At 69.5% G+C, this 13,517-nt stretch carries 10 protein-coding genes and 1 tRNA gene; 2 read left to right on the top strand and 9 right to left on the bottom strand.

Translation table 11 applies throughout. The annotated features are described in order from the left end of the window. Positions 1–528: 528 nt before the first annotated feature. Positions 529–1,581: a serine/threonine dehydratase gene (locus tag JK361_RS25835; protein WP_201822209.1), complete on the bottom strand. Its 1,053-nt coding sequence runs from the start codon at positions 1,579–1,581 to the stop codon at positions 529–531. 23 nt (positions 1,582–1,604) lie between these two features. After that, positions 1,605–2,408: a 2OG-Fe(II)-dependent halogenase WelO5 family protein gene (locus tag JK361_RS25830; protein ID WP_201822207.1), complete on the bottom strand. Its 804-nt coding sequence runs from the start codon at positions 2,406–2,408 to the stop codon at positions 1,605–1,607. A 62-nt stretch (positions 2,409–2,470) separates the two neighbouring features. On the opposite strand from JK361_RS25830, the gene JK361_RS25825 reads away from it, so the two are divergent. Both JK361_RS25825 and JK361_RS41385 read left to right on the top strand, forming a co-directional pair. Further along, positions 2,471–3,136, top strand: coding sequence for a TetR/AcrR family transcriptional regulator C-terminal domain-containing protein (locus JK361_RS25825; protein WP_201822205.1), 666 nt, complete (start codon positions 2,471–2,473; stop codon positions 3,134–3,136). A gap of 128 nt (positions 3,137–3,264) precedes the next feature. Beyond that, positions 3,265–3,462: a hypothetical protein gene (locus JK361_RS41385; RefSeq protein WP_236053553.1), complete on the top strand. Its 198-nt coding sequence runs from the start codon at positions 3,265–3,267 to the stop codon at positions 3,460–3,462. A gap of 684 nt (positions 3,463–4,146) precedes the next feature. On the opposite strand, the gene JK361_RS25815 is transcribed toward JK361_RS41385, so the two are convergent. From JK361_RS25815 to recF, 7 genes are all read right to left on the bottom strand, one after another. Then, complete coding sequence (locus JK361_RS25815) at positions 4,147–5,130, bottom strand: helix-turn-helix domain-containing protein (protein WP_201822203.1); 984 nt, start codon at positions 5,128–5,130, stop codon at positions 4,147–4,149. Positions 5,131–5,723: 593 nt separating this feature from the next. Then, positions 5,724–5,797: transfer RNA gene (locus tag JK361_RS25810), tRNA-Ile, on the bottom strand. Positions 5,798–5,921: 124 nt separating this feature from the next. Continuing rightward, positions 5,922–6,659, bottom strand: a complete 738-nt coding sequence (locus JK361_RS25805) for a DUF3566 domain-containing protein (RefSeq protein WP_201822201.1) — start codon at positions 6,657–6,659, stop codon at positions 5,922–5,924. An 18-nt stretch (positions 6,660–6,677) separates the two neighbouring features. After that, complete coding sequence (gene gyrA, locus JK361_RS25800) at positions 6,678–9,272, bottom strand: DNA gyrase subunit A (protein ID WP_201822199.1); 2,595 nt, start codon at positions 9,270–9,272, stop codon at positions 6,678–6,680. A 42-nt stretch (positions 9,273–9,314) separates the two neighbouring features. Continuing rightward, positions 9,315–11,384, bottom strand: a complete 2,070-nt coding sequence (gyrB, locus tag JK361_RS25795) for a DNA topoisomerase (ATP-hydrolyzing) subunit B (RefSeq protein WP_201822197.1) — start codon at positions 11,382–11,384, stop codon at positions 9,315–9,317. Positions 11,385–11,757: 373 nt separating this feature from the next. Continuing rightward, positions 11,758–12,324, bottom strand: a complete 567-nt coding sequence (locus JK361_RS25790; protein WP_201822195.1) for a DciA family protein — start codon at positions 12,322–12,324, stop codon at positions 11,758–11,760. Then, the gene (recF, locus tag JK361_RS25785; RefSeq protein ID WP_201822193.1) at positions 12,321–13,478 is read right to left on the bottom strand and encodes a DNA replication/repair protein RecF; all 1,158 of its coding nucleotides are present in this window, start codon (positions 13,476–13,478) and stop codon (positions 12,321–12,323) included. Before recF ends, JK361_RS25790 begins: the two co-directional genes overlap by 4 nt. Positions 13,479–13,517 lie beyond the last annotated feature (39 nt).

Genomic DNA, 13,517 nt, shown 5'->3' with positions numbered 1-13,517 from the left:
GACCGTCCGGCTCGCCCGGGGAGACGGGTGCCGCCGGCACTCATGGAGGCGATGGAGCTGACGGCGTCGCAGGCACACCCCGAGCGGACGGTGAGCCGGGGGCCGTCGGCGCCACTGGCCCGGCCGGTGCCGCTGGACCACCAGGTCCTCAGGGGGACCCCGGGCCGGCGGGACCACCGGGCCCCACCGGGCCTGCGGGATCGCCAGGCAAGGACGGCCAGACCTGCCCCGACGGGTACAGCGTCCAGGCGCCCGCTTGGGATCCCGACGCGCTGGTCTGCCGCCGCAACACCGCGCCCTCACCCGACGACACGCCTACGCCCGCGCGGTCCGCCGGCATCCTCGGCCTGCCCGCCGAGCGGCGCCGCATCGCATGACGACCACCGCCCGCACCAACCCCGGCCCTCGTCCTCCTACGGGAGGGCGAGGGCCGTTTCGTCATGCCCGGGTTCGGCGACGGCAAGTTGACTGCCAGCAGCACGTCGGCCCCCGCACAAGGCGGGGCCGACTGTCCTACAGGCTGTTGAATCAGGGTTTCGCCGCCCGGACCAGATCGCTCGGATCGGTGTTGGCCCCGCAAAGGACCACACAGACCTTCTCGCCGCAGGCCGGCCGGTAGCTGGTCCCCCACGTCAAGGACCGCCGAGGAGCGTCCCGGTCGGGCGTGTGCTGGTCCGGCGACGTGAGTGCTGCAAGCGCGGCCGCCGCGCCATGCTCGACAGCGATGCGTCGGTGGTCCCACAGCAGTTGGCGAGCACGGACGATTTCGGAGTCCGGCACGACCACCGAATGCGTGCGGTCGTCCTGGGCCGCGTGCAGGGCCATGGCAGAGGTACGGCGCGCTCCGAGGGAGTCAGCGGCGACGGACTCGACAGCGACGTCGATCAACTGGCCGGCCTCGACGGCAGCATTCAGCGCGCGGCAGTGCTCGGGCTCCACTGCGATGGTGCGGAGGCCGTGGTGCTGAGCAGCCGTTGCGACACCGGTGAACAGGCCGCCGCCGCCGACCGCTACAACCACGGTGTCCAGGCCAGGGATCTGCTGGCGGATCTCCTCCAAGAGGGTGCCGGCCCCGGCAGCGATCAGCGGATGGTCGTAGGCGTGTGAGGGCAGCGCTCCCGTGGACTGGGCGAACTCCTCGCACGCCGCGGCGGCCTCGGCGTACTCCGAGCCCACCAGGCGGACATCGGCGCCGTAGGCCCGCAGCTTGGACACCTTCACGTCGGGTGCCGCCTCCGGCAGGAAGACCGTCGCGTTCACGCCCTGCTCTCTCGCGGCCCAGGCACAGGCCAGGCCCGCGTTCCCGCCCGAGGCGATGGTCACCCCGGCATCGGGAAGGCTGCCCTGCTCCTGGTGGGCCCGCAGAAAGTTCACCGCACCTCGGGCCTTGAAGCTGCCGGTGTGCTGCATGTACTCCAGGGCCAGCCAGACCTCACAGGGCTGTTCGGGCCGGTCGTCCAGGGGGTCGCGGTGACCGGTGCGGATCGCGCCCGGGTCGAGCTGGGCGAGGGTGACGGGGCGGATGCGTCCGGCGATCCGATCGGTGGCGGCCTTGATGTCGCCGTACGTGAGGCGCTGCACGTGGGTGCTCCTGGGGTGAGGGGTCAGGACCAGGTGATGAGCTGGCCGGTGGTGGTCAGCCCGAGGAAGAACGCGAAGGCGATGCGGCGTCCGTCGGGGTTCGGCTCGACTGCGTGGAAGTTCGCCGGGTTGAACAGCAGCCCGTCGCCGAGCTTCGGGGTCAGGGTCACGTGCTGGCAGTGCTCGACGGTCTCGGATCGGTACCCGTACGCCTGCCGGTGGTGGTCGTCGGCCGGCTCCCAGCGGTGGCGCCAGACGGTGGTGGCGCCGCCGGTGGGGGGGACGGCCACCCATACGTTGAAGGCGAGTTGCGCAATGACCTCCTGGTCGAAGAGCCCGGTGGGGTACTCGCGGTTGATGTCGTCGTAGTGGATGAGGGCGCCGGCGTTGATCTCTCGGAGGGTGCCGCCGAAGACTGCGCGGCCGTTGATCGTGGCGGGGGCAAGGGCGGCGCCCCAGGCGGCGCTGAGGTGTCCCATGGACACGGCGATCGGGTCCGGGCGTAGGGCGGCACGATGCCAGGCGACCCGGGCGGCTTCAGCGTCGCGCCAGTACCGCTCGGCGTCTAAGTGGCCGTCCTGGTCGCGGTAGTCGTTGAGCGCGGGGCCGAAGCGGACGATCGGGGTGGGTACCCGGCCGGGGTCGTAGTCGGTGGTGGGCAGCCGGTCCAGTGCCGACAGCGCCGCCCGGCAGGCTGCGTTGCCGAGGAAGTCGGGTACACGCACAGCGGCGAGGGTGCCCGCTGCGAGATTGGCGAGGTGCCGGTCGGTGAAGGCTGCGGTGTCCACTGCGGTGAACAGCGGGTCGAGGGCCGTAGTGCGTGACATGTCGCCTCCGTGAAGGGCCGTAAGCCTAGCGTAGCGATACGCTGTACCGTACGCTGGCCCGCATGCCACGGCAATCCGTTTCCCTTGATCTCGCAACACCTGAACGCATCGCAGAACAAGCCCTCCTGATCGTCGATCAGGAAGGGCATGCCGCGCTCAGCTTCCGCACCCTGGCCGCAGCACTCGACATCTCCGTCGCCGCCCTGCAACGCCGCTGCACCGACGTGGCCGGACTGCTGGACCTCGTCACTGACTACCTCGCCGGCCGCCTGCCGGACATTCCGTCCGGCACCAGCTGGGCCACCGCAACCGAGCAGCGGTTCACCGCCCTCTATGAACTACTCACCGCTCACCCGGGCCTGGTTGCCCTGCGCGGCGCCCGGCCATGGCTCGGCCCGCAGTTGCTCAAGCGCTTGGTGGAACCGCAGCTCGCCGACTCACTTGCGGCTGGCATGACATCGCACGAGGCGATCGTCACCTACCGGCGCTTGTACCTGCTGACGCTCGGCTGCGCGAGCTTCGTGGACCACCGCGACCCGAAATCAGCTCAGGCTGCCACTCGCCGAGCCCTCGCCGCGCTGGACCCTGAGGACTACCCGGTCCTCACGGGCCACCTGGCGACGATCCTGCCGGCCACAGTCGACCACGAGATCTATTACGGCGCGCTCCGCCAGCTGATCCACGCAGCCGATCCGGAAGCGCCCGCCGGAGACGGGAGCGTCTCATGACTATGACTCCGCGGGCTGTCGACGTGCCAGCGTTACTACCCCTTCCGGACCCTGGCGACCTGTCCGAGCAGCAGCGCCGTGGCGCTACCTGTATTTGGGACAACACCCCGCTCACCACGGTCACAGCCGTGGACTTGGGCGAGCGACAGGCAGCCGACGGTACGAGCTGGTTCCCGCGCGCCTGTCGGCCCTGCATCGCCAACCGCGCCCACCGCGGCCTCCTCGACCACGGCGCCACGTGCCTGCTGTGCGCCGCCGAGGAGACCGCCGCAGACTGCGCCATCGGCCGCGGACTGTACCGCCTTCAGCGGGAGTGCCGGCGGTGAAGGACTTCGCAACGCGGAAAGCGCAGGCAGCGCAATCGGCCCGCCGCACAGCTGGCTACTGTGGTCTTGAACACCAGAACGGCAGGGCGTTTTGCACCAGGCGGCCCCACACCGACCGGCGTCACGAGGACTACTACACCGGTCGGCAGTCACTCACGGACACAACTGGCACCGTGTGGTTCGAGTAGGCCCCGTGTCCGGCAGCGTCGCCGACAGCGCCGGGCACGGACAGACGAGCGGCCGTCTCCGCCCCCGTCGGGGACGGCCGCTCACCTAACGAGTTCTTGAGGGGTACGCCAATCGCATCGGCGATCCGGATCAGGGTGTCGATCTCGGGGGAGTGTTCCGCAACCACAAAGGCCGGGCCGGCCTGTGGCCGGTTGGAAAGAACAGGGGCCGCGTGATGTGCGTCCGCCGGCCCCTGAGCGTTCGCCTCTGGCTGAGCGCAGCCGCCCCGCTCTCCGTGTTGGAGGGCGGGGCGGTCTTCTGCGTTGTGACGCCCCCTGCCGTATCTCGCGCGGCAGGGGGCGTCCTTCCGGCCGGAACCCTCCCGAGTGGCCGACCGGGCTTGCTTGGGGCTGTGCGTCAGGCGGTCGGAATCACCACGTCCGCCTCCCCTGCCTGCACTGTACACAGAGCGTCGCGCGAACCACAGAGGGTAAGTGGGGCGACCACAGAAGCTCCTCAGCTTGATCCCGACTCGTCCTTGTTCGAGCGTCCGTACCAGGCCATGACCTGGTACATCGTGGCGCAGCCCAGGGCCTCGCGGATGGCTGCCAGTTCCTTGTCGACGGCTCGGCGGCTCAAGCCGATGCGCGGGCCCACCTGCTGGGAGGAGTACCCGGCGTCCAGCTCCCGAAGGATGCGCCACTGGCGCTGGGTGAGCGGGCCGGCCGCGGCCGTCCGACAGAGATCAGCCCAGCGCGTGGCGTGGTTCCAGAAGAGGTCGAAAACGGCGCGCACCCACATGACTGCCGCGCGGTCGAAGACGTGCCACCCGGAGTTGCCCTCGCCACCGTCGATGACGTGGTTGTCGATGAAAAGGTGCCGCTTATCGATCAAAACGATCCGGGGGCCGGGCAAGGTCGACGCCCGCACTTCGGCCCCGTCGGCCGTCATGGCCTCGATGTACTCGCGGGTCTGGGGGTGCTCGTGGGCACTGCGGTGATAGATGGAGCGGACGGTGACGCCACGCTGGAGGGCCGTGCGGGTGCGTTCGACGCCTAGGCGCAGGATTGCCGGGTCTCGGTCGGCCGGCTCGCCGGGCTGGATGGCGCAGAACTCGCTCGCGGCGGCGGCGCCGATCTCGCCCAGGCGGGCGTTCATCTGAGCGGCGCTTGCGAGGTACTCGGAACCGGGTCCGCCGTAGAGGCGGTGTGGGTCCCAGTGATCGGCGAGGCGCTCCAGGGCAGGGATCTGGGAGACGTAGTCGACCAGGCGCTGGAGGTCGTTCCGGATGCGCGTGGTGAGGCCCTGGGCAGCGCCGCGGGGGTCGTGGGCGATGTACCCGCCGGGTGAGTAGGGGTCAGCGTCGATCAGGCGGAGGGCGAGGAGCCGACCGACGTCGTACCCGTTCGGTGGTGGTGCTCCTTCGGCGATCAGCTGGTAGACGGCGAAGTCTTCCTCGGTGAGGCGTGATTCGGTACCCGCCTTGTCCAACTCGCTCACGTCTGCCCCCTGTTCCGCGTGCGGAATTCTGCATATGCAGTTTTCCGCACGCCGTGCCGCTGGAACCTCACCCGTCGCACATGCGACTCTAACTTTCGGTGACGTCGCCGGAAGTGCGTTCGATTTGTGAGGTGTCTATGTCGAAGATCCGCCTTGCGGCGGCCGCTCTCCTGGTGGCACTGGCGGCACTGATCCTGGCGAACCTGGGAGGGACTGCTGGGTCTCACCCCGGGACGGCGGGAGACATCGGCTGGGGTGTGGTCGCGCCGGACCCCACGCCATCACCTTCCGCCACCACAGCCGGCGACATCGGCTGGGGGTGAAGCCCAGCTGTAACGTGATCTTCCGGTCGGGTGCTCGGGAGGCCCCAACCGGAACACGGACGCCCCCCGTCGCGAGAATCGACGGGGGGCGTCCTGCTGCAACAGTAGAGGGCGGGCACCCGGTTTCGCAGCACCAGCTTTTTACAGCACTGCCCCGCGCTCGCCGGTGAAGAGGTTACGGGGTAGTAGCGGGATACCAAGATCCACAAATGTAGACGGCCGGTAGATTGAGAGGATCTACCGGCCGTCTGACCTGGCGTTACGCCACTGTGGGGCTAACAGGATTTGAACCTGTGGCCTCATCCTTATCAGGGATGCGCTCTAACCAACTGAGCTATAGCCCCGCCGCGCCTTGCGGTGTGTGTCCCGCGCGCTGACTCCTGAAGATTAGCGCACGACCACGCCAGTCCCAAAATCGGTTGTCGGAGGACCATCAGGTCAGGGCCCCGCGGCCGATCTCGGACGCCGTCACTCGTCCTCGGCCAGGGTCAGCTCGATGCCGCCCACGAAACCCGCGGAGAGGTTGTAGATGAACGCGCCGAGCGTCGCGAGCGCCGTGGCCAGCACCACGTCGATGACCGCGATGATCGTCGCGAACATCAGGACGTGGGGGAGGGACAGGAACGCCTGGAGGTCGAACCCGTTCGCCTCGTTCGAACCCGTCGCCTCCGAGATGGTGCCGCCGACCGTCGAGAACACGCCCATCGCGTCCATGACCATCCACAGCACCGCCGAGGCGACGACGGTGCAGATGCCGAGCGCGATGGAGAGCAGGAAGCTGACCTTCATCACCGACCACGGGTCGGCCTTGGCCACCCGCAGCCGCGCCTTGCGGGTCCGCGGCGCCGTCCGCACCCCGGTCCGTGGCTTGCGGACCGCCCCGGTGGGGGCCTGCGCCGGATAGGCCTGCGGCGGGTGGTACGGCCCGCCGGGCTGCTCCGGGCGCCGCTCACCGGGAAGCGGAGACGCCGACCGCGCGTCACCGGCCGCGGCCGGGCCTCGGGTGTCCGTCACAGTTGCCCCCTGGGATGCCTGCTGGGATTCCTGCGTGCCGGAAGCATCCGCCACGGAAGCCTTCACCGGCTTCAGGTTGGTCGTGTGCGGGTCGTTCGCACTCGCCGCACGCGCGGCGGAGCCACGGCCGCCGCCGTCCGCTTCCGTACCCGTGGAGGTACCGGCCGATCCGGCGCCCGTGGCTCCGCTCACGATGACTCACTCCTCGTGCTACTCGGCCGAGGGTGCCTCACCCTCGTCCGTGCCGGCGGTCGCGGCACCCTCGACGGCCTCGTCCACGACCACATCGCCGTCGACTTCCTCCGCCTCGCGCCCGGCCTCGGCGTTACGTGCGATACCGACCACGGCATCGCGCTTGCCCAGGTTGATCAGTTGGACGCCCATGGTGTCACGGCCCGTCTCCCTGACCTCGTTGACTCGCGTACGAATCACACCGCCGGAGAGGGTGATCGCGAGGATTTCGTCGTTCTCCTCGACAATCAGCGCGCCGACGAGTGAACCACGGTCCTCCACGATCTTGGCGGCCTTGATACCGAGGCCACCGCGGCCCTGGACGCGGTACTCGTCGACGGCGGTCCGCTTCGCGTACCCACCGTCGGTGGCAGTGAACACGAACGTACCGGGTCGAACAACATTCATCGAGAGAAGCTCGTCGCCCTCCCGGAAACTCATCCCCTTGACACCCGAGGTGGCACGGCCCATCGGGCGCAGGGAGTCGTCCGAGGCGGTGAACCGGATCGACTGCGCCTTCCTGCTGATCAGCAGCAGATCGTCGTCGGCCGAGACCAGCTCGGCACCGATCAGCTCGTCGTCCGAGCCGTCCTCGCGCTCGCGCAGGTTGATCGCGATGACACCGCCGGAGCGGGGCGAATCGTAATCCTTCAGAGGCGTCTTCTTGACCAGACCGGACTTGGTGGCGAGCACCAGGTAGGGCGCCGCCTCGTAGTCGCGGATCGCGAGGATCTCGGCGATCGCCTCGTCCGGCTGGAAGGCCAGCAGGTTCGCCACGTGCTGGCCGCGCGCGTCCCGGCCGGCCTCGGGCAGCTCGTACGCCTTGGCCCGGTACACCCGGCCCTTGTTGGTGAAGAACAGCAGCCAGTGGTGCGTGGTGGAGACGAAGAAGTGGTCGACGATGTCGTCTTCCTTCAGCTTCGTGCCGCGCACACCCTTGCCGCCGCGCTTCTGCGCCCGGTAGTCGTCCGTCTTCGTCCGCTTGACGTAACCGCCGCGCGAGACGGTGACGACGATGTCCTCCTCGGCGATCAGGTCCTCGATGGACATGTCGCCCTCGTACGGGATCAGCTTGGTCTGGCGGTCGTCGCCGTACTTCTCGACGATCGCGGCCAGCTCCTCGCTGACGATCCCGCGCTGGCGGACCGGCGAGGCGAGGATCTCGTTGTACTCGTTGATCTTCGCCTGGAGTTCATCGTGCTCCTGGACGATCTTCTGGCGCTCCAGGGCGGCCAGCCGGCGCAGCTGCATCTCGAGGATGGCGTTCGCCTGGATCTCGTCGATCTCCAGGAGGCCCATCAGGCCGGTGCGCGCGACGTCGACGGTCTCACTGCGCCGGATCAGCGCGATGACCTCGTCGATGGCGTCCAGGGCCTTCAGCAGGCCGCGCAGGATGTGGGCGCGCTCCTCGGCCTTGCGCAGGCGGAAGCGGGTCCGCCGGACGATGACCTCGATCTGGTGCGTCACCCAGTGGCGGATGAACGCGTCCAGGGACAGCGTGCGCGGCACGCCGTCGACCAGCGCCAGCATGTTGGCGCCGAAGTTCGTCTGGAGGTCGGTGTGCTTGTACAGGTTGTTCAGCACGACCTTGGCGACCGCGTCCCGCTTGAGGACGATCACCAGGCGCTGGCCCGTGCGGGACGACGTCTCGTCGCGGACGTCCGCGATGCCGCCGATCTTGCCGTCCTTGACCAGGTCGGCGATCTTCTGGGCCAGGTTGTCGGGGTTCACCTGGTACGGCAGCTCGGTGACCACCAGGCACTGGCGGCCCTGGATCTCCTCGACCTCGACCACCGCGCGCATCGTGATCGAGCCGCGGCCGGTGCGGTACGCCTCCTCGATGCCCTTGCGGCCCACGACGAGCGCGCCGGTCGGGAAGTCGGGGCCCTTGATGCGCTCCATGAGCGCGTCCAGCAGCTCCTCGTGCGAGACGTCCGGGTTCTCCAGGTACCACTGGGCGCCGGCCGCGACCTCGCGCAGGTTGTGCGGCGGGATGTTGGTGGCCATGCCGACCGCGATACCGGCGGAGCCGTTGATCAGCAGGTTCGGGAAGCGGGCCGGCAGGACGGTCGGCTCCTGGGAGCGGCCGTCGTAGTTGTCCGTGAAGTCGACGGTCTCCTCGTCGATGTCCCGGACCATCTCCATGGACAGCGGCGCCATCTTGCACTCGGTGTAGCGCATCGCCGCCGCCGGGTCGTTGCCCGGGGAGCCGAAGTTGCCGTTCGAGTCCACCAGCGGCATCCGCATCGACCACGGCTGGGCGAGGCGCACCAGCGCGTCGTAGATGGAGGAGTCGCCGTGCGGGTGGTAGTTGCCCATGACGTCGCCGACGACACGGGCGCACTTGTAGAAGCCGCGCTCGGGGCGGTAGCCGCCGTCGTACATCGCGTACAGCACACGGCGGTGGACGGGCTTGAGACCGTCCCGGACGTCGGGCAGCGCACGGGACACGATGACGGACATCGCGTAGTCGAGGTACGAACGCTGCATCTCCGTCTCGAGCCCGACGGGCTCGACACGCATCACGATTTCGCCGCCCTCTTCGGGGGTGACGGGGGTGTTCTCGTCGGCCATTGCTGGTGAGGATCCTTCCTGGTGCGGTCAGCTGAGACCGACTCAGATGTCGAGGAAGCGGACGTCCTTGGCGTTTCGCTGGATGAACTGGCGGCGGGCCTCGACGTCCTCGCCCATGAGGACCGAGAACAGGTCGTCGGCCTGGGCGGCGTCGTCCAGGGTGACCTGGCCGAGGACCCGGTGCTCCTGGTCCATCGTGGTCACGCGCAGCTCCTCGGCGTTCATCTCGCCGAGACCCTTGAAGCGCTGGATGGAGTCCTCGCGGACGCGCTTGCCGCGCTGGCGGCCCATCTCGATCAGTGCGTCGCGCTCACGGTCCGAGTAGGCGTACTCCACGTCGTCGCGGCCCCACTTGATCTTGTACAGCGGGGGTCGGGACAGGTACACGTGCCCGGCCTCGACGAGCGGCCGCATGAAGCGGAACAGGAAGGTCAGCAGCAGGGTGCTGATGTGCTGGCCGTCGACGTCGGCGTCCGCCATCAGGATGATCTTGTGATAGCGGAGCTTCTCGATGTCGAAGTCCTCGTGCACACCCGTGCCGAAGGCCGAGATCAGCGCCTGGATCTCCTGGTTCTGGAGGATCTTGTCGATCCGGGCCTTCTCGACGTTCAGGATCTTGCCGCGGATCGGGAGGATCGCCTGGTACTGCGGGTTGCGGCCGGACTTGGCCGAGCCGCCGGCGGAGTCACCCTCGACGATGAAGATCTCGCACTTGGTGGGGTCGTTCGACTGGCAGTCGGACAGCTTGCCGGGCAGGGACGCCGACTCCAGCAGGCCCTTGCGGCGGGTCAGGTCGCGGGCCTTGCGGGCCGCCACGCGCGCGGTGGCCGCCTGGATGCCCTTGCGGACGATGTCCGCGGCCTCGACCGGGTTGCGGTCCAGCCAGTCGTTGAGGTGCTCGTAGACCGCCTTCTGCACGAAGGTCTTGGCCTCCGTGTTGCCCAGCTTGGTCTTCGTCTGGCCCTCGAACTGCGGCTCGCTCAGCTTGACCGAGATGATCGCGGTCAGACCCTCACGGATGTCGTCACCGGTGAGGTTGTCGTCCTTCTCGCGCAGCAGCTTCTTGTCGCGCGCGTACTTGTTGATGAGGGAGGTCAGGGCCGCGCGGAAGCCCTCCTCGTGCGTACCGCCCTCGTGGGTGTGGATGATGTTCGCGAAGGAGTACACGCCCTCGCTGTAGCCGCTGTTCCACTGCATGGCGACCTCGAGGGACAGGCTCTTGTCCCTGTCCTCGGCCTCCAGGTCGATGACCGTGGCGTGCACCGCGTCCCCCTTGCGGGAGTTGAGGTACTTCACGAAGTCGACGATGCCGCCCTCGTAGTGGTACGTGACGGTCTTGACCTCGGCCTTCTCGTCGGCGCCCGCCTCGTCCGCACCGGCGACCGCCTTCGCCGACTCACGCTCGTCGGTGAGCTTGATCGTCAGGCCCTTGTTGAGGAACGCCATCTCCTGGAAGCGCCGGGACAGCGTCTCGAAGGAGTACTCGGTGGTCTCGAAGATCTCCGGGTCGGCCCAGAAGGTGACCGACGTGCCGGTCTGCTCGATCGCCTCGTGCTTGGCCAGCGGGGCCGTCGGGACGCCCATCTTGTAGTCCTGCGTCCAGCGGTGCCCGTCGGTCCTGACCTCCACGGAGACCTTGGACGAAAGGGCGTTCACGACGGAGACGCCGACACCGTGCAGACCGCCGGAGACGGCGTACCCGCCGCCGCCGAACTTGCCGCCCGCGTGCAGCACGGTCAGCACGACCTCGACGGCCGGCTTGCCCTCGGAGGGCACGATGCCCACCGGGATGCCTCGGCCGTTGTCGACGACGCGCACGCCGCCGTCGGCGAGGATCGTCACGTCGATGGTGTCCGCGTAACCCGCCAGCGCCTCGTCGACCGAGTTGTCGACGACCTCGTACACCAGGTGGTGCAGACCGCGCTCGCCCGTGGAGCCGATGTACATGCCGGGCCGCTTGCGGACCGCGTCCAGCCCTTCGAGCACGGTGATGGCGCTGGCGTCGTAGGACGCGGAGGCGGTGGCCTCGGCGTTCACGCCGGCGTCGGTGGACGGGATGTTCTCGTTGGGGTTGCCGGAATCGGCCACGAAGCGCCCTTTCTGGCACAGCACGAGCCGGGCTCGTCGGCAGGTTGCCGGAGCGGCTGCGGCATGTTGCGTTGGTAAGCCTTGATCAGCGTTGCTCAGCTTTTCCCGGGCGGTCCCCACATTGGGGCGGGATTGTCTTCCAGTCTACCGGTAGCACTGACATCGATGGGGGTTTGCGGGCACCTGAGCCCCCATGTGCCGCCCTCAACCGGTCTCGGCCGGGTCCCGATATACGGATGGGGGCTCCAAGCGGCTCACAGCGGCACTCAGCGCTTCGAGCCGTCAACCCTTGGCTACTCGGGGGTCAGAAGGCGCTCCGGGCGCGATCCGGCGGTGATCCACACCTGTGTACGCAGGCACGACGGCACGCCGCGGCAACCCCGAGACGTGAGGTACGTCACCCGTACGTATCGCCGGGCCCGGTGCTCCCCGGGGCCCGCAGCGGGCCGTAGCGGCGGGCCGGGCCGCCGGGGTTGAGCACCTTGATCATCCGTACGCTGCCGTGTCCGAGATCCTCGTTGAGCCGGGCCACCAGCGCCGGGGCCAGCACCCGCAGCTGCGTCGCCCAGGCCGTCGAGTCGCACTGGACGGTCAGCACCCGCTCGTCCTCGTCGTACCGCTGCGGCACGCAGTGCTTGGCCAGGTCCTCGCCGACGATCTGCGGCCAGCGGCCCATCACCCCGCCGACCGCGGCCGGGGTCTCCCAGCCGCGCTCGTTGATCAGCCGGTTGATCGCCGCGCCCAGCGCCATCGGATCGCGTCCGTCGGCGCGCGCGCCGGAGCGCAGGCCGCCGCCCCGCCGCGCCTGCTTCTTCTGCCGCGCCGCGTCCCCACGCGCGCGTGCCTGCTCCTTCGCGGCGCGCAGCGCCACGCGCGCGAGGTCGACACCGGAGGGCTCCTGCGCGCTCCGGGCGTTGTCCGGGGCGTTCTTCCGGGCGCCGGAGGCGGGTTCGTCGGTGCTCATACGCGCTCCACCGTCCCGTCGGCCACCGCGTACCGGGCGCCGGCCAGCACATGGGGCACGTCGTCGTCCACGGCGGCGGTGACCAGCACCTGCTCGCCGGGCGCGACCAGTTCCGCGAGCCGTTCCCGGCGGCGGGCGTCCAGCTCGGCGAAGACGTCGTCCAGGATCAGCACCGGTTCGTTGCCCTCGGCCCGCAGCAGGTCGTACGAGGCCAGCCGCAGGGCCAGGGCGTAGGACCAGGACTCGCCGTGCGAGGCGTACCCCTTGGCGGGCAGCTGACCGAGTCTGAGGACCAGATCGTCACGGTGCGGGCCCACGAGGGTGACGCCCCGCTCGATCTCCTGCTTGCGCGCCTCCGTCAGCGCCGCCATGAGCTGGGCGTACAGGTCCTCGCGCGTGTGGGCCTCGCCGGGCGCGGACGGCTTGTACTCCAGCGCGACCGGACCCCCGCCGGGCGCCAGCTGCTCGTACGCCTTGTCGGCCAGCGGCTGCAGCGCGGCGATGAGGTCCATCCGCTGGGCGAGCAGCTCCGCGCCCGCGCGCGCGAGGTGCTGGTCCCACACGTCGAGGGTGACCAGATCCGCCCCCGGGCCCGGCTCCGCCCGCCCGGCGGTTGCCCCCCTCCGGCCGCCGTGCCGGCGCGCGAGCGCGGCCGTCTTGAGCAGGGTGTTGCGCTGCTTGAGCACCCGCTCGTAGTCGGAGCGCACGCCCGCCATCCGCGGGGAGCGCGCGGTGATCAGCTCGTCCAGGAACCGCCGCCGCTCACCGGGGTCCCCCTTCACCAGCGCGAGATCCTCGGGCGCGAACAGCACGGTCCGTACGATCCCCAGCACATCGCGCGGCCTGACCTGGGAGGACCGGTTGATGCGGGCCCGGTTGGCCTTGCCCGGGTTCAGCTCCAGCTCGATCAGCTGCTGCCGGTCGCCCTGCCGGACCTGCGCCCGGACGACGGCACGCTCGGCGCCCATGCGGACGAGGGGGGCGTCGGAGGCGACCCGGTGGCTGCCGAGGGTCGCCAGGTACCCGACCGCCTCCACGAGGTTGGTCTTGCCCTGCCCGTTGGGGCCGACGAAGGCGGTGACGCCCGGGTCGAGCGGGACCTCGGCCCGGGCGTACGAGCGGAAGTCGGCCAGCGAAAGATGCGTGACGTGCATGGTCGTCCCGCCGACCTCCCTGTTTCTCCATCGGCCCGG

The sequence above is a fragment of the Streptomyces musisoli genome, assembly GCF_016741855.1.
Taxonomy (GTDB): Bacteria; Actinomycetota; Actinomycetes; order Streptomycetales; family Streptomycetaceae; genus Streptomyces; species Streptomyces musisoli.
The sequence above is the reverse complement of the archived record's forward strand: the minus strand, read 5'-3'. Positions and strand labels throughout refer to the sequence as shown.